Consider the following 15,220-nt stretch of genomic DNA (forward strand, 5'->3'; position numbering starts at 1 on the left):
GACAGCCCCCACAGTCGAGCGACCACCCGATAGCAGCGAGAGTTTACGATTCCCTTAGGGACGCCGGCGATGCTTCCTTCGGCCTGCGGACCCAGCAGATGCCGAGCAGGGCAAAGGCGGCGCCGAGCATCGTGCCGCCCAAAATGTCGCTCGCCCAATGGACGCCGAGCATGATCCGCGAAAAGCCGTTGAGCACGATCATCACGCCGGCAAGGCTCCACGCCGCCCGCCGCCAGCGCGGCGGCGCGAGCCAGGCGAGCAGCAGATAGACGACCGCCGCGCTCGTCGCATGGCCGCTGGGATAGGAAAAGCTCGTCTGATGATCGAGATGGTCGATCAGGTCTGGACGCGCGCGACCGAAGCCGAATTTGAGCAGGCTCGACGCGAGGTTCGACAGCAGCGATGCCCCGCCTAGCGCCACCGCGCAGCGCGGCCCGCACCAGTGCCAGACGAGCGCACAGAGCAGGATGACGATGATCCAGCGCGGCGTGCCCCCGCCAATCCAGCTCGCACCCTGCATGAAGGCGATGAGCATCGGGTCATTCTGGTCGACGCGCAGCGACAGCGCATGCGAGACCCGCCAGTCGACCGCGTCGGTCCATCCCGCGCCCACGGCGAGGCCGAGCAGGACGGTCGCAAAGATCAGCAGGCCCGCGATTAGGATCGGCCTGTTCTGCGTTATCGTCATCGCTGTTTCCCCACCGCCGACCGGCGCCATTCATCCAGATACGCCGCGAAACGCCGCAGCTGATCTGCGCCGCCATCGATATCGTTGTCGATCAAACGCAATTCGCTGACCGCGCCACTAGCGCTGTAGGCGATGTAGAGCCCCTGCCGCATCCGCATCCCCAGCCGCGCCGATCCGCTCGCTTCGCCGGGCAGCCGGTCGGCGCGATCGACGACGGTCTCGACGATATCGCCGATCGGCAGCGGGTTCGGGGCTACGGCATAGCTCGCATGAAAATGGAGCTGGCGATTCTCGATCCGCGCCGCCACATCACGGCGCACGACGCGCAACCCGTGCCGACCGGCGTAGAAGAGGCATATGCCGCCCGCGACGATCATCGCCGGAATTTTGAACGGCGCCAGCGGGTCCCTGCGCGGCGCCGGCGCCGGGAGTTCGAGCCCTCCCGGCAATTGCGCGGTTCGGGGCACGGCTTCGCGCTCGCCATGCAACAGCCCCGCCATCGCGAATGCAATCGCCGCAAACCCCAGGAAGAACAGCGCCTTGATGGCGCTGCCCGTCCGGGAGAAATGGAGGATCGACGGGTTCAAGCCGGCTAGATGTGCAGCGGCCGCCCGAATGCCGCCAGCACGCCCTCGTGCATCGTTTCGCTGAGCGTCGGATGCGGGAAGACGGTGCCGATGAAATCATCCTCGACCAGCTCGGCGGTCTTGCCGATCGTATAGCCCTGAATGAGCTCGGTGACCTCGGCGCCGATCATGTGCGCGCCGAGCAGTTCGCCGGTCTTCGCGTCGAACACCGTCTTGGTGAACCCCTCGGACTCGCCAAGGGCAATCGCCTTGCCGTTGCCGATGAAGGGGAAGGTGCCAGCCTTGACCTCGTAACCGAGTTCCTTGGCCTTTGCCTCGGTCAGCCCGACGCTCGCGATCTGCGGGCGGCAATAGGTGCAACCGGGGATGTTGCGCGGGTCCATCGCGTGCGGGTGATTGCCCGCAATCGCCTCGACCGAAATCACCGATTCGTGCATCGCCTTGTGCGCGAGCCAAGGCGGCGCGGTGACGTCGCCGATTGCCCAGATACCGGGGACATTGGTGCGGCACATCGCGTCGGTGTCGATATGGCCCTTCGTCGTCTTCACGCCGAGCGCTTCGAGGCCGATATTCTCGGTGTTCGGGACGATGCCGATGGCGACGATCGCGTGGCTGAATTCGGCGCTTTCGGTCTTGCCATCCTTCGTCTTGATCTTGGCAGTCACGCCGGTCGCGGTTGCTTTGAGTTCCTCGACGCCAGCACCGGTGAAGATCGTCATGCCCTGCTTCTTGAGCTGCTTTTCGAGGAAGGCCGACACGTCGGCATCCTCGACCGGGACGAGCCGGTCGAGCATTTCGACGACGGTGACGTCGACGCCCATATCGCTGTAGAAGCTCGCGAACTCGATCCCGATTGCGCCCGATCCGATGACGAGCAATTTCTTCGGCATTTCGGGCGGGACGAGCGCGTGGCGATAGGTCCAGATGCGCTTGCCGTCGGCAGGCGCGAACGGCAGGTCGCGCGCGCGCGCGCCGGTCGCGACGATGATGTTCTTCGCGGTCAGCGTTTCGCTGCCCTTTTCGCCCTTCACTTCCAGCTTGCCGGGCGCGGTGAGCTTGCCCTCGCCCATATGGACGGTGATCTTGTGCTTCTTCATCAGGAAGGCGACGCCCTGGCTGAGCTGTTTCGCAACCCCGCGGCTGCGCTTCACGACCGCGTCGATATCGGCGCTGATCTGTTGCGCGATCAGGCCGTAATCGCCGGCATGCTGCATATAATGATAGATTTCGGCCGAGCGCAGCAGCGCCTTGGTCGGGATGCAGCCCCAGTTGAGGCAGATGCCCCCGAGATTCTCGCGCTCGACGATCGCGGTTTTCAGGCCGAGCTGCGCCGCGCGGATCGCCGCGACATAGCCGCCGGGACCCGAGCCGAGGACGATGAGGTCGTAGTTGGTGTCAGCCACTTTAAACTCCGTGTTTAGCCGAGCGCGCGCACGACAGGGCGCACCATGTAAAATAGAACGAACTGGAAGACGAAAATAGCAATCGCGCTTCTTATTACCGCTTCGATCTTTCTCTGCCCCGCGAGGTACATGCCGGTAAGAATTAGCAGAATTCCAATCGCAATCCCAAGCCATGCTTGAGGAGCGATGCTCTCCAGGGCAGCCTTGCTCTGGCCGCCGAGCATTGGAACGCCGATTTCAAAAACCAGGAGCAGCGCGCTGAAGAAGATCAAGGCAAAACTGGCAGCCAAGATTGTGACTGCAGCCATAAATCTGGTGATTTTCAAGCCACCAGCCCCAGCGGGTTCTCCACCAGTTCCTTGAAGGTCTTCATCAGAAGCGCCCCATCCGCCCCGTCGATCGCGCGGTGGTCGAAGCTGCCGGTGGCCGACATGACGGTGGCGATCGCGAGCGCGTCGTCGACGACATAGGGGCGCTTCTCGCCCGCGCCGATCGCCATGATCATCGCCTGCGGCGGGTTGATCACCGCGGTGAACTGCTTGATCCCCATCATGCCCATGTTCGAGATCGAGGCGGTGCCGCCCTGATATTCAGCGGGCTGGAGCTTGCCTTCCTTCGCCTTCGCCGCGAGTTCGGCCATTTCGGTCGAGATCTTCGACATCGACTTGCCGCCCGCATCGACGATGATCGGGGTGATCAGGCCGCCGGGGATGCTGACCGCGACCGAGATGTCGGCGCGGCTGTATTTGCGCATCACGTCGCCGCCGAAGCTGACGTTACACGACGGCACGCGTTCGAGCGCGACCGCGAGCGCCTTGATCAGCATGTCGTTGACGCTGAGCTTGACGCCGCGGCTTTCGAGGCTGGCGTTGAGCTCGCCGCGCAGTTTGAGCAGCGCGTCGAGACGGATGTCGACGGTGAGATAGATGTGCGGAGATTCCTGCATCGACTGGCTGAGCCGGCGCGCAATCGTCTTGCGCATGCCGCTGAGCTTCTCGTCCTCGTGCGGGATGCCGAAATCGGGGATTTCGCTGCGCCCGGCGGCGGGTGCCGACGCGGCAGGCGCCGGAGCCGCAGCGGGTGCAGAAGCCGGCGTCGCAGCAGCCGGAGCCGCGGCGCCCGCGGGCGCGCCCTCGAGGTCGGCCTTGACGATGCGGCCACCCGGGCCGGTGCCGGTCAGCGTCTTGAGATCGATGCCCTGCTCGGTAGCAAGCCGCTTGGCAAGCGGGCTCGCCTTGATGCGCTCGCCCGAAGCCGCCGGCGCCGCGGCGGGTGCCGGTGCCGGTGCCGGTGCCGGTGCAGCAGCGGTTGCCGGTGCAGCGGCAGGTGCCGGAGTCGGAGCGGGCGCCGGTGCTTCGGCCTTGGCTTCTGCTGCGGGAGCGGCGGGCGCCGGCGCGGCCTTGGCGCTCGATGCATCCTCATCCTCGCCAGCGATCGTCGCGATCACCGTGCCGACCTTCACATTGTCGGTGCCTTCGGCGACGAGAATATGGCTGATCACGCCTTCGTCGACCGCTTCGAACTCCATCGTCGCCTTGTCGGTTTCGATCTCGGCGAGCAGATCGCCCGACTTGACCGTATCGCCTTCCTTCACCAGCCATTTGGCGAGGGTGCCCTCCTCCATCGTCGGCGAGAGAGCGGGCATTTTGAGTTCGATTGGCATATTCGGGCTTGTCCCTGTCAGTCTTGCAGGCCGGGCCTGCCGCTACGGATTCTTCTCCGCCATAAGCCTTGCTTCGAGCAAGGTCCAGCGGGCCAGCTTGCGTTTCATACGAATGTGACGCACTCTTTGCGCCAAGCAAAAACACGAGGGGTCGGGGCGATGCGGACATATCTGGTGGTGATCGACGACAGTCCGGAGGCGGCGCTGGCGCTTCGCTTTGCCGCGCGCCGCGCCGCCCGCACCGGCGGCGGCGTCATCATCCTCGCGATCATCCCGCCGCAGGATTTCGTGGCGTTCGGCGGGGTGCAGGCGACGATCGAAGCCGAAGCGCGCGAACATGCCGAGGAACTGGTGGCGACCGCCGCCGACGCGGTGATGCAGGAAGGCGTGACGCCGCAGAATATGATCAAGTCGGGCAAGCCCGCCGAGGTGGTCCGCGAAGTGATCGGCGCGAGCGACGAGATCGCCGCGCTCGTCCTCGCGACGGCGGCCTCGGGTGCCCCCGGGCCGCTGGTCGCGCATTTCACCGGACAGGATGCGGGAACCCTCCCCTGTCCGGTGATGCTGGTGCCGGGCGGGATCGACGTCGCCCGGCTCGACGCGTTGAGCTAGATCACGAGCGCGCGCGGCACGGCCGCATCCTTCCATTCGAGGATCGCAAAGCCGAGCACGCCGATGGCCTGCGCGACGACGACCGCGATGCCGAGGGCGGTCATCTGGGCGCCGAAGGTCGCGATCACCGCAAAGCTGGCGGCGACCCAGCCGAGATTGCCGAGCGCGATCAGCTTGACCAGCGCCGGGTTCGGGACCGCCTGCCGCGCCGCGACGATCATCAGCAGCGCGGCGGCAAGACAGATCCAGCCGCCGACCGCGACGACGCTCGCGGGCAGGCCGAGCAAGGCCCCGACGGGTGCGGCAGCGAGCAGCCCGACAGCAAAAACGCCTCCGCAGGTGATGGCATCGGCAACCAGGACATTCTTGAGATTGAGGATCGACATGTTGGTTCTCCTTTCGACCCGCCCTGATTGAACCTGGAATTGAATGGCGTCGATTACGCGGGAGGTAATGGAAAAGAGGAAGGCCGGGGTATAGCTCCGCTTACGAAGGAGACGATCATGCAAGTCGCAACGCTCGGCGAACAGCTTCGCGAATGGCGCACGCGCCGCCGGATGAGCCAGATGGACCTCGCGCTCGATACCGAAATTTCGACGCGGCACCTCAGCTTCATCGAAACGGGCCGGTCGAAACCGAGCGCGGCGATGCTCGGGCGAATCGCCGACTGCCTCGAGGTGCCGCTCCGCGCGCGCAACGCGCTGCTGCTCGCCGCGGGCTATGCGCCGGATTATCAGGAACGCGCGCTCGACAGCGCCGAAATGACGGGAATGCGGGCGATCGTCGAACATGTGCTGAAGGGGCACGAGCCCTATCCCGCGCTCGCGGTCGACCGGCACTGGAACATGGTCGCGGCGAACGCGGCGGTTTCCCTGCTGACGCAGCTCGCGGCGCCCGAACTCTTCGAGCCGCCCGTCAACGTGCTCCGCGTCGCGATGCACCCCAGGGGCCTCGCGCCGCATATCGTCAACCGCGGCGAGTGGCGCGCGCATCTGCTCGAACGGCTCGATCACCAGATCGACGCGAGCGCCGACGCCGGCTTGATCGCGCTGCGCGAGGAACTGGCGGCTTATGGCGCCGACGTCGGCGACGACCATGGCAGCGCAGCGAACGGCATCGCGGTGCCGCTGATCCTCGACACGCCGATGGGGCAGATACGCTTCGTCTCGACCGTGACGATCTTCGGCACCCCCGTCGACATCACGCTGTCGGAACTCGCGATCGAAGCCTTTTTCCCGGCGGATGCCGAGAGCGCCGCGCTACTGCAGGCAATGGCCGCAACCTGACCTAGCGCTTCCGCCCCTTATGCTTGATGTTCGCGGGGCGGCCACGCTTGCCGACCATATGCTTGCCGGCCTTGTCCTTCATGGCTCCCTTCGCCTTCACACCATCGCGCCGCGGCGGGCGATTGCGGAAGCCGCCTTCGGGCGCATCGGGCAATTCGAAGCGCAGCGCGCCGCTGACCGGGTTCGCATCCATCAGCCGCAGTTCGATCCACTGCCCGACCGTATAGCTGACCCGGCCATGCTCGCTGTCGAGGCTGCGCGCCGCCTCGTCATAAAAGAAACGCTCGCTGCCGAGCGTCGAAACCGGCACCAGCCCGTCGCCGCCGAGCCCGTCGACGGTGGCAAAAAAGCCGAAGGGCTGGACGCCGGTGATCCGCGCGACGACGATCTCGCCGGTCTTGGTCGCCAGATAGGCGGCGACATAGCGGTCGACCGTCTCGCGCTCCGCCTCCATCGCGCGGCGTTCGAGCGCGCTGATCGCCTCGCCGATGCGCGACAGCCCCTTGGCGTCGGCTTCGCCGAGCCCCGTCCGCGCGGGGAGGTCCTTCGGTTTGCCCGGCACCTCCAGCTTGTAGGAATCGACGAGCGCACGGTGGACGATGAGGTCGGCGTAGCGCCGGATCGGCGACGTGAAATGCGCGTATGAGCCGAGCGCGAGCCCGAAATGCCCGGCGTTGGCCGGCCCATAATAGGCCTGCGTCTGGCTGCGCAGGATCGCCTGCATGATCTCGGGCAACCGGTCGTCTTCGGAAAAGCCGTCGATCAGGCGGTTGAACACCGCGGGCGTGATCACCTGCCCGAGCGCGAAGCTTCGCTCGAAGGTTTCCAGATAATCCTTGAGCCCGACAAGCTTCTCGCGGCTCGGCGGTTCGTGGATGCGGTACATGACGGGCGACTTCTTCGCCTCGAGCGCCTTGGCTGCGGCGACATTCGCCGCGATCATATAATCCTCGATCAGCCGCATCGAATCGAGCCGGTCGCGGACGCGGATTTCGGCGATGCTACCCTGTTCGTCGAGAATCACCTGCCGTTCGGGCAGATCGAGGTCGAGCGGGTCGCGCGCAGCCCGCGCCTTCGCGAGCAGCGCCCAGCAAGCCCACAAATTCCTGAGCGTCGGGAGGACGTCCGCGTCCCAGTCGTCGCGCGGCGTATCAGCATCATAGGCGGCTTGCGCATGTTCATAAGCGATGTTCGCGCGCAGTCGTACGAGCGCACGGTTGAAACGCCATGACGTCACTTTGCCATGCTTGTCGATGACGAGGTGGCACGCCATCGCGGCGCGATCCTCGCCGGCTTTCAGCGAGCACACCCCTGCCGACAGCGTTTCGGGAAGCATCGGAACGACGCGGTCGGGGAAATAGACGCTGTTCCCGCGCCGCCGCGCTTCGCGGTCGAGCGCGCCGTCGGGACGGACATAATAGCTGACGTCGGCGATCGCGACGATCGCGCGAAAGCCGCCCTTGTTGCCCGGTTCGTCGTCGGGGATCGCCCACACGGCATCGTCATGGTCGCGCGCATCTATGGGATCGATGGCGACGATCGGCAGGTCGCGCAGATCCTCACGCCCGCCCGGCGTGAGCGGCAGCTTCGCCGCGCGCTCGGCCTCGGCGAGCGTTTCGCCGTCGAAGACATGGGGAATCTCGTGCCGCGCAATCGCGATCATGCTGAGCGATCGCGGCGCGAAGGGATCGCCGATGCGGTCGACGACCTTCGCCTTGATCGCCGCGCCGCGCCCGGTGAGTTCGGCGCGGACGAGATCGCCGATATCGGCGTCGCCCTTGTCGGCGACAGCAAAGTCATAACGCGCGCGCTTGTCGGCGGGACGCAGCCAGATCATCGGCTTGCCGCCGGGACCGACGTCCTCAACGAGCACGCCGATCACCATCTCGGCGCTCGCCGCCAGCCGCTTCATAGGGTGCGCGACATGGCCGCTGCCGCGCTCCTCGGTCCGCGCGAGGATACGGTCGCCGACGCCGAGCGCGCCTTTCCGCCCCTGCTCCATCACGCGCAGCCGCGGCGCGGGGCCGGCGCCCTCCCAGCGATCGGGGACCGCCCACAAATTGCTGCCCTCGATCGCGACGACGCGCAGCACGGTGACGCGCGGCAGCCCGCCATGTTTATGAAAAGCACGCCCGGGCGCCAGATCGACGAGCCCTTCGTCGGTCATGTCCTTGAGCAACGCCTTCAGCGCGATCTTTTCATTGCCGTGAAGCGCGAAATGCTTCGCGATCTCGCGCTTGCCGACCGCGTCCTTGCTCTCTTCGATGAAGCGAAGAATCTGGTCGGGCGTCGGCAGTCCGACATGTTTCTTGCGGGCCATCCATCACGGATAGGGGGTAACGCGCGGCGCGTCACCCCCATCCGCAGATCAATAATAGGGTTGGATGTCGATCACCCGGCCCGAGGGGTCCGCCGTGCAGACCGAGCGATAGCTGCCGGTCGCCACCGTATAGACATGGTTGCCGTGCTTGTCGCGCTGGCTGACCACGACGCTACTGCCCGAGGGCGCGCTCTGATATTCGTCGGCGCGGCGCTCGCACGCGGCGCGCCCGCCATCGGAACCGCGGCGCGCATAGCTGCGATTCGCGGCACGCCGGTTCGATGCCTCTGCCTCACCGGCCATATAACCGTCGTGATAGCCCTCGCTGTCGTTCCGGTCGTACGACCCACCATAAAGACCGTCGTTATAGCCGCGCGAATATTCGCTGTCGTGGTTCGCGCCGCTGTCACCGTGCTTCTTTTTGTGGCTGGCGAGCGCGGCGATCAGGCCGACGGCCGCGATCGCGCCAACCGCCGCAGCGGCATCGCCGCCACCGCCTTTGCCGCAATCGCTCGCGCCGACCTTGTCGACGCTCGCATAGCGTCCCTGACCGACGACGACGCGGACGCAAGTGTCGCTGTCACCGTTCCACCAATATTGACCGCCGTTCTTGAAGGTCTCCATCTTGTAGCCGCGATCTTGCATCTCGCTTTCCGCGCCGGGCGCGCGGGCGCCGACAAGGTCCGAAAGGCCGCCGGGCGTCTTGGCGTAAGCCGGACCCAAAGCGGCACCGATCATCGAGGCAGCCGCCACGATCGCAATCGTCCGTCGCATATCATTCCCCTGATTGAGCGCGCGGCGCACGACCCCCGCCGCAACGCGAAGCACGGGGCTCGCCGAACCGAGTCCCTCGACGCGTTGCATAGCAGATTCGCCGCCCGCAAAGAATGAGGTTCGGGGTTAGGGCGCGGCTAACCACGGCGGATGGGCAGATTCAGTAAGTCCGCCCGATCAAAACGCGCTCAACCGCCGGGTCGCCGGTAAAGAAGCACGCACCATCGGCGGGCTCGGCATCGAGCGGTGTGTTGCGCATCGTAAGCTTGAACGCCTTCAACTGCTCGACGATCTTGTCTAGCGCCGCGCCGGTTGGACGCGACCATTGCACCTCGACCCAGCCGGTGAACTTGTCCTCGCCGGCATAATGCGCCGCAAGGTCGGTCACGTCGCGGCGGATGTTCGCATGGAGGCGCTCCTTCGCTTCGGCGTAGAGATTGTCCTGTATCTCACCGAGCGTCGCGACGGCAGCCGCAACGAACTCGCCACGCGGGATGAAGGCGCTGTTGAGCTTGCCGTCATCCTTGTAGAGGCGGTCGCGGCGGATCACCGCGACATTGCCGCCGGCAACGTCGCGCGGACCGATTTCGAGGATGATCGGCGCGCCCTTCTTGACCCAGCCCCAGCGCTTCGTCTGTGCCTTGTTGGCATTGGTGTCGAGCAGCACGCGCACGGGTTCGCGGAACGCGTCGAGCGCCTTCAGTTCCTTTTCCAGCGACGCGCAATAGTCGAGGATCGCGGCATCCTCCTCATTGTCGCGCAGCATCGGCACGATAACGATCTGGTGCGGCGCGATCCGCGGCGGGCAGCGGAGGCCATCATCGTCGCCATGCGTCATGATCACCGCGCCGATCGTGCGGGTCGAGAAGCCCCAGCTGACCGTATGGCAGAGGCTGTGGCCGCCTTCCTTGTCCTGAAAGCGGATGTTGGCCGCCTCGGCAAAGCCGGTGCCGAGATAATGCGAGGTACCGGCCTGCAGCGCCTTGCCGTCCTGCATCATCGCCTCGATCGAATAGGTCGCGGCAGCGCCCGGGAAACGCTCATTTTCGGGCTTTTCGCCCGCGATCACGGGCAGCGCGAGCGCTTCCTCGGCAACGCTGCGATAGAGTTCGAGCGCGCGCATCGTTTCGGCGAGTGCGTCTTCCTTGCTGTCGTGCGCGCTATGGCCTTCCTGCCACAGGAATTCGGCGGTGCGCAGGAACATGCGCGTGCGCATTTCCCAGCGTACGACATTCGCCCACTGGTTGACGCGCAGCGGCAGGTCGCGCCACGACTGGACCCAGCGGCTCATCGCGGCGCCGATCACCGTTTCCGACGTCGGACGGACAATCAGCGGCTCTTCCAGCTTCGCTTCGGGATCGGGGATCAGCTTGCCCTTGCCGTCCTGGATCAGGCGATGGTGGGTAACGACCGCCATTTCCTTGGCAAAACCATCGACATGGTCGGCTTCCTTCTCGAAGAAGCTCAAGGGAATGAACAGCGGGAAATAGCAGTTCTGGACGCCCATGTCCTTGATACCGGCGTCCATGATCGTCTGGATCCGTTCCCAGATGCCATAGCCCCACGGCTTGATGACCATACAGCCGCGAACGCCCGATTCCTCGGCAAGATCGGCTTCCGCAATCACTTCCTGATACCAGGCCGCGAAGTCGGCCTGCCGGGTTACGCTGAGCGCATGTTTGACCATGAGATTGTTCTTTTTTCCGTCACTGGAGCCAAAGGGCTCCGATTAATTTTTCTTGGCGAGCTGCGCCTTGAGGTCGGCGACTTCGGCCTTGAGCGCCGCGATCTCCGCATCCTTGGCCTTGCTGTTACCGGCGCCCGGGATGAAGGCCCCCGCCGCCTGCTGGAACATTTCCATGTTCCGCCGGGTCATTTCCGCGAGTGGGTTGGCCCCCAGCGCGCCTTCGAACGCCGAGCGGACATCCTGCTGGTTCTTGCGGAAGGCCGCCATCGAGGCTTCCAGATATTGCGGCACCACCGACTGCATCTTGTCGCCATACATGCCGATCAGGTGACGAAGGAAATTGACCGGCAGCAGCGTTTCGCCGCGCGTTTCCTCGTCCATGATGATCTGCGTCAGGACATTGTGCGTGATATCCTCGCCGCTCTTCGCATCGACGACGCGGAATTCGCGGCCATCGCGCACCATCGTGCCGAGATCCTCGAGCGTGATATAGCAACTGCGTTCGGTATCGTAGAGCCGCCGGTTGGCATATTTCTTGATCGTGACGACGTCATTTTCCGCCGCCGCCCTGGACTTCGCCATTTTGACCCGCGCTCCTTGTATTCCGGGCAATGGCGACCGCGCCGCACCGGACCGGCTATCGCATTAGCATCAAATTATGATGCGTCGCAACAATCGCCACAAACACCCTGCCACGCGCTCCAGAGAAACCGATTCGCTACCCGACGCACGGGCACAGCCGCTCGGGAGGGATTGCTTCGTCGTGCAGAAACCCTTGGGTCGGCGGCGCCCGCATGCTCGCTGCGCTGGGGCCCGCGCACAGGCTCAAACGCAATTTAGTTGCACCGGAAACGTTTCCGGCGAAACTATCAGCGCCCACCTGGTGTCTTCGGGGTGTTTCATGTCGCTGGAACATAAGCATATTATTTGAAGCATGCCAGCGCAAGCGTCGCCGGGTGTTGCCAAAATGACACAAAGACACGGGTCAGAAGTATCACTGACACAAATTTGCCATGCGGGGCTTGTGCTCGCGTTTTTTTCGGGCTCTCTAAAAGGCAATCCGTTCATCTTAGATTTTGAACGGGCCAACCGGGGAGTTACATTGATGAATAAGACGCACCTGCTTTTGGGTGCTGCTGCGTTTGCAGTGGCAATATCCGTGAGCCAGCCTGTGCTTGCACAGGAAGCCGCTTCGGCGGACGAGACGACCACCGTACAGGAAGACGACGCCAGCGCCAAAGACGCCATTGTCGTCACCGGCTCGCGCATTCGCCGCGACAGTTTCAATTCGCCTTCGCCGATCACCGTCCTGACCCGTGACGATTCCACCGTCGCCGGCTTCAACTCGACGTCGGAAATCCTGCAGAGCACTTCGGTCACCGCGGGCGCACGCCAGATCGACAACACCTTCACCGGTTTCATCACCGGCGGCGGTCCGGGTGCCAACACCCTGTCGCTCCGCAGCCTCGGCCCTGCGCGTACCCTGATCATGCTCAACGGCCGCCGCCTCGCCCCGTCGGGCACCAGCGGCAGCGTGGCATCGGCGGACCTTAACGTCCTGCCCAACGCGATCGTGGAGCGCATCGAAATCCTCAAGGACGGTGCCTCGTCGATCTACGGCTCGGACGCGATCGCCGGCGTTGTCAACATCATCACCGACCGCAAGACCAAGGGCCTGACCCTCGACGGCGGTGTCTCGATCCCCGAAGTCGGCCAGGGCATCACCCGCCGTATCGCCGTGATCGGCGGCTACAGCAGCGACCGCTTCAACATTTCGGGTTCGTTCGAAATCTACGATCGCGACATTCTGAAGTTCGACGCGCACAAATATCTGCGTTGCCAGACCGAATATATTGCGTCGGCACCGGGGCAGCCGTTCGGTTCGGGCGATTTCGTCGATCCGAAGACCGGCAAGCCCAAATGCTATCCGACCGGCTTTACCGGCGTCGACGGCGTGACCGTCAACACCATCGGCACCAGCACACGCGCCGGTGCAGCGGGCGGCCCGGGCAATCCCGCGATCGGGACCTTCAACCGCTTCCGCTTCAATCCGGCAGCCGGCGGCAGTGTCCCCGGTTGGGAAGGCGTCAACAACGGCGGCTCGTCGGGTCTCGGCAATCGCGACACGATCAACGACAATTATTTCAATCGTGCGCTGATTTCGCCGACCACCAACTATAGCGGCTATCTGCAGGGCGACTTCCAACTCAACGCCCTCGGCGATGCCGAAATCTATTTCGATGGCCTTTTCACCCGCCGTGAATCGACCCAGCCGACCTTCTTCCAGGCGATCATCGACTATTGGGCGGGCAGCCCGCTCATCCCGACCGAGCTGCAATTCTCGAACATCGGTGCAACCGACCAGTCGGGCGGCCGCGCCGTCGGCGTGCGCGCGTTCACCAGCCGCAACTATCGCGGCCGGCAGCGCGTCGATTATATGCGGTTCGGCGGCGGCATCCGCGGCAACCTGCCGTGGAAGGACTGGACCTACGACCTTTATTTCGGGAAATCCTACAATAAGGGCGAATATTTCTTCCAGCAGCTGATCACGTCGCGGATGATCCAGGCGATGGATGTCGTTCCCAACGGGTCCGGCGGCTTCGTTTGCCGCGACACTTCGAACGGTTGCGTCGCGGCACCGCGCCTGACTGGCGATGTCGTCAACGGCGCCATCCCGCAGGACTATCTCGATTTCGTCGCGCCGGAAGTCGGCGGTACGACGAAGTTCTGGGAAACGACGGTTTCGGGCCAGGTCAGCGGTAACCTCTTCACCCTGCCCGGCGGCGACGTCGGCATTGCCATCGGCGCCGAATATCGCAAGCAGAAGATCGACGACCAACCGCCGATCGAACAGCAGACGGGTCAGCTCTACTCCTTCTCGACTGCCGGGATCACGCAGGGCAAGGACGCGGTGAAGGAAGTGTTCGGCGAAATCGATCTGCCGATCCTCGCCGATCGGCCGTTCTTCAACGTGCTGTCGCTCAACGGATCGGTGCGTTACACCGATTATGACAGCTATGGCGACGGCTGGACGTACAAGCTCGGTGCCGTCTGGTCGCCGATCGAGGCACTGTCGTTCCGTGGCACCTACGGGACCTCCTATCGCGCCCCGGCGCTGTCGGAACAGTTCCAGGCCCCCACGGCCGGCTTCCTTTCGAACAACGTCGATCCCTGCTTCCAATATGGCACCCGCGATCCGTCGACGACGATCTTCAAAAATTGCCAGGCGGCGGGCATCCCGACCAGCTACGGCAATGGTCAGGCAGGATCGCCCCTCGGCCAGAGCGTACGCGTGCTGACCACCGGCGGCGCCGACAGCGGCATCAAGGCCGAAACGTCGAAGAGCTGGACGGTCGGTACGATCATTCAGCCGCCGCTGCCGGCTTCGGTCGGGAAGTTCGAACTCGCGGTTGATTATTTCAACATCGAGATCAACAACGGCGTCGCGCAGTTCGGTGGCGGGAACATCATCTCGTCCTGCTACAACGACCCGCAGTTCGCTTCGGGCACCAACGGCGGCGAGCTGTGCCAGTTCGTCGTGCGTGACGCGGCGGACAGCACCAACCCGTATCGCGCAACGGTGACGAACGCGTTCATCAACATTGCGACCAACAAGGTTCGTGGTCTTGACTTCAACCTGCGTTATGTCGTGCCGATCGGTGAAACGACCCTGCGTGTGAATGCCGGCGCAACCCGGTATCTCGAGCAGGCAAGCAACATCAATCCGAACGACCCGCTCGACGATGACAATGGCGAGATCTACCTGCCCAAGTGGACGGGCGATCTCGACGTGACCTACGACATCGGCAAGGTGAGCTTCTATTACGGCCTCAACTGGGTCGGCAAAATGGACAGCTTCGAAGCCGTTGGCGAAGACCGGAACAACAGCATCTACCAGTTTGCTACGCCGAATTATTTCACGCATTCGGCGTCGGTCCGGTTCAAGCTCGACAACTTCACGATCACCGGTGGTGTGAAGAATTTCACCGACAAGGAACCGCCGCAGATTTCGGCCTATGTGTTCAACCGTCTGGGGAATTCCCCGCTGTACAGCGGCTATGATTTCACCGGTCGGACTTTCTACCTCAACTTCACCGCAAAGGTGTTCTGATCGGGTAGGGACATATCCGCGGCGTCCTTGCAGAATAGCAAGGCCGCCGCGATCGGTCGCATCCGCGCCGATATTTACGATAGAAATGG

At 64.1% G+C, this 15,220-nt stretch carries 13 protein-coding genes; 3 read left to right on the forward strand and 10 right to left on the reverse strand.

Going from position 1 to position 15,220, the window contains the following annotated elements:
• Positions 1–43: 43 nt before the first annotated feature.
• The 5 genes from VGU00_RS16810 to VGU00_RS16830 are packed head-to-tail and all read right to left on the reverse strand — an operon-like array spanning position 44 to position 4,341.
• Positions 44–688: a phosphatase PAP2 family protein gene (locus tag VGU00_RS16810; RefSeq protein WP_327470569.1), complete on the reverse strand. Its 645-nt coding sequence runs from the start codon at positions 686–688 to the stop codon at positions 44–46.
• Entirely contained in the window at positions 685–1,275 is a 591-nt protein-coding gene (locus VGU00_RS16815) for a hypothetical protein (RefSeq protein ID WP_327470570.1), read from the reverse strand. The genes VGU00_RS16810 and VGU00_RS16815 overlap by 4 nt, the downstream gene beginning before the upstream one ends.
• Before the next feature lie 5 nt (positions 1,276–1,280).
• Positions 1,281–2,678, reverse strand: coding sequence for a dihydrolipoyl dehydrogenase (lpdA, locus tag VGU00_RS16820; protein WP_327470571.1), 1,398 nt, complete (start codon positions 2,676–2,678; stop codon positions 1,281–1,283).
• A gap of 14 nt (positions 2,679–2,692) precedes the next feature.
• Positions 2,693–2,968, reverse strand: a complete 276-nt coding sequence (locus VGU00_RS16825) for a hypothetical protein (RefSeq protein ID WP_327470573.1) — start codon at positions 2,966–2,968, stop codon at positions 2,693–2,695.
• A 32-nt stretch (positions 2,969–3,000) separates the two neighbouring features.
• Positions 3,001–4,341: a pyruvate dehydrogenase complex dihydrolipoamide acetyltransferase gene (locus tag VGU00_RS16830; protein ID WP_327470575.1), complete on the reverse strand. Its 1,341-nt coding sequence runs from the start codon at positions 4,339–4,341 to the stop codon at positions 3,001–3,003.
• A gap of 159 nt (positions 4,342–4,500) precedes the next feature.
• Between VGU00_RS16830 and VGU00_RS16835 the strand changes: the two genes are divergently transcribed.
• The gene (locus VGU00_RS16835) at positions 4,501–4,953 is read left to right on the forward strand and encodes a universal stress protein (protein WP_327470577.1); all 453 of its coding nucleotides are present in this window, start codon (positions 4,501–4,503) and stop codon (positions 4,951–4,953) included.
• Here VGU00_RS16835 and VGU00_RS16840 read toward each other — a convergent pair.
• The gene (locus VGU00_RS16840) at positions 4,950–5,339 is read right to left on the reverse strand and encodes a hypothetical protein (protein WP_327470579.1); all 390 of its coding nucleotides are present in this window, start codon (positions 5,337–5,339) and stop codon (positions 4,950–4,952) included. The two genes, VGU00_RS16835 and VGU00_RS16840, sit on opposite strands and share 4 nt — an antisense overlap.
• Before the next feature lie 117 nt (positions 5,340–5,456).
• Between VGU00_RS16840 and VGU00_RS16845 the strand changes: the two genes are divergently transcribed.
• Positions 5,457–6,239 (forward strand): helix-turn-helix transcriptional regulator, encoded by a 783-nt coding sequence (locus tag VGU00_RS16845; RefSeq protein WP_327470581.1) that lies wholly within the window; start codon positions 5,457–5,459, stop codon positions 6,237–6,239.
• A 1-nt stretch (position 6,240) separates the two neighbouring features.
• On the opposite strand, the gene VGU00_RS16850 is transcribed toward VGU00_RS16845, so the two are convergent.
• The 4 genes from VGU00_RS16850 to phaR all read right to left on the reverse strand — a co-directional run bounded on the left by VGU00_RS16850 (position 6,241) and on the right by phaR (position 11,602).
• Complete coding sequence (locus VGU00_RS16850; protein WP_327470583.1) at positions 6,241–8,559, reverse strand: VacB/RNase II family 3'-5' exoribonuclease; 2,319 nt, start codon at positions 8,557–8,559, stop codon at positions 6,241–6,243.
• Between the two features lie 48 nt (positions 8,560–8,607).
• The gene (locus tag VGU00_RS16855) at positions 8,608–9,333 is read right to left on the reverse strand and encodes a hypothetical protein (protein ID WP_327470585.1); all 726 of its coding nucleotides are present in this window, start codon (positions 9,331–9,333) and stop codon (positions 8,608–8,610) included.
• 160 nt (positions 9,334–9,493) lie between these two features.
• Positions 9,494–11,020, reverse strand: a complete 1,527-nt coding sequence (gene proS / locus VGU00_RS16860; protein ID WP_327470587.1) for a proline--tRNA ligase — start codon at positions 11,018–11,020, stop codon at positions 9,494–9,496.
• A gap of 42 nt (positions 11,021–11,062) precedes the next feature.
• Positions 11,063–11,602, reverse strand: coding sequence for a polyhydroxyalkanoate synthesis repressor PhaR (phaR, locus tag VGU00_RS16865; protein WP_327470589.1), 540 nt, complete (start codon positions 11,600–11,602; stop codon positions 11,063–11,065).
• 577 nt (positions 11,603–12,179) lie between these two features.
• Here phaR and VGU00_RS16870 point away from each other — a divergent pair.
• Positions 12,180–15,131, forward strand: coding sequence for a TonB-dependent receptor domain-containing protein (locus VGU00_RS16870; protein ID WP_327470591.1), 2,952 nt, complete (start codon positions 12,180–12,182; stop codon positions 15,129–15,131).
• Positions 15,132–15,220 lie beyond the last annotated feature (89 nt).

The organism is Sphingopyxis sp. (assembly GCF_035944815.1).
In the GTDB taxonomy this organism is placed as follows: domain Bacteria; phylum Pseudomonadota; class Alphaproteobacteria; order Sphingomonadales; family Sphingomonadaceae; genus Sphingopyxis.

What these genes read in the sequence shown, in the direction of transcription:
- VGU00_RS16845 (WP_327470581.1), top strand. Translation starts at nt 5,457, where the DNA reads ATGCAAGTCGCAACGCTCGGCGAACAGCTTCGCGAATGGCGCACGCGC.
- proS (WP_327470587.1), bottom strand. Translation starts at nt 11,020, where the DNA reads ATGGTCAAACATGCGCTCAGCGTAACCCGGCAGGCCGACTTCGCGGCC.
- VGU00_RS16840 (WP_327470579.1), bottom strand. Translation starts at nt 5,339, where the DNA reads ATGTCGATCCTCAATCTCAAGAATGTCCTGGTTGCCGATGCCATCACC.
- VGU00_RS16835 (WP_327470577.1), top strand. Translation starts at nt 4,501, where the DNA reads ATGCGGACATATCTGGTGGTGATCGACGACAGTCCGGAGGCGGCGCTG.
- phaR (WP_327470589.1), bottom strand. Translation starts at nt 11,602, where the DNA reads ATGGCGAAGTCCAGGGCGGCGGCGGAAAATGACGTCGTCACGATCAAG.
- VGU00_RS16850 (WP_327470583.1), bottom strand. Translation starts at nt 8,559, where the DNA reads ATGGCCCGCAAGAAACATGTCGGACTGCCGACGCCCGACCAGATTCTT.
- VGU00_RS16810 (WP_327470569.1), bottom strand. Translation starts at nt 688, where the DNA reads ATGACGATAACGCAGAACAGGCCGATCCTAATCGCGGGCCTGCTGATC.
- VGU00_RS16855 (WP_327470585.1), bottom strand. Translation starts at nt 9,333, where the DNA reads ATGCGACGGACGATTGCGATCGTGGCGGCTGCCTCGATGATCGGTGCC.
- VGU00_RS16830 (WP_327470575.1), bottom strand. Translation starts at nt 4,341, where the DNA reads ATGCCAATCGAACTCAAAATGCCCGCTCTCTCGCCGACGATGGAGGAG.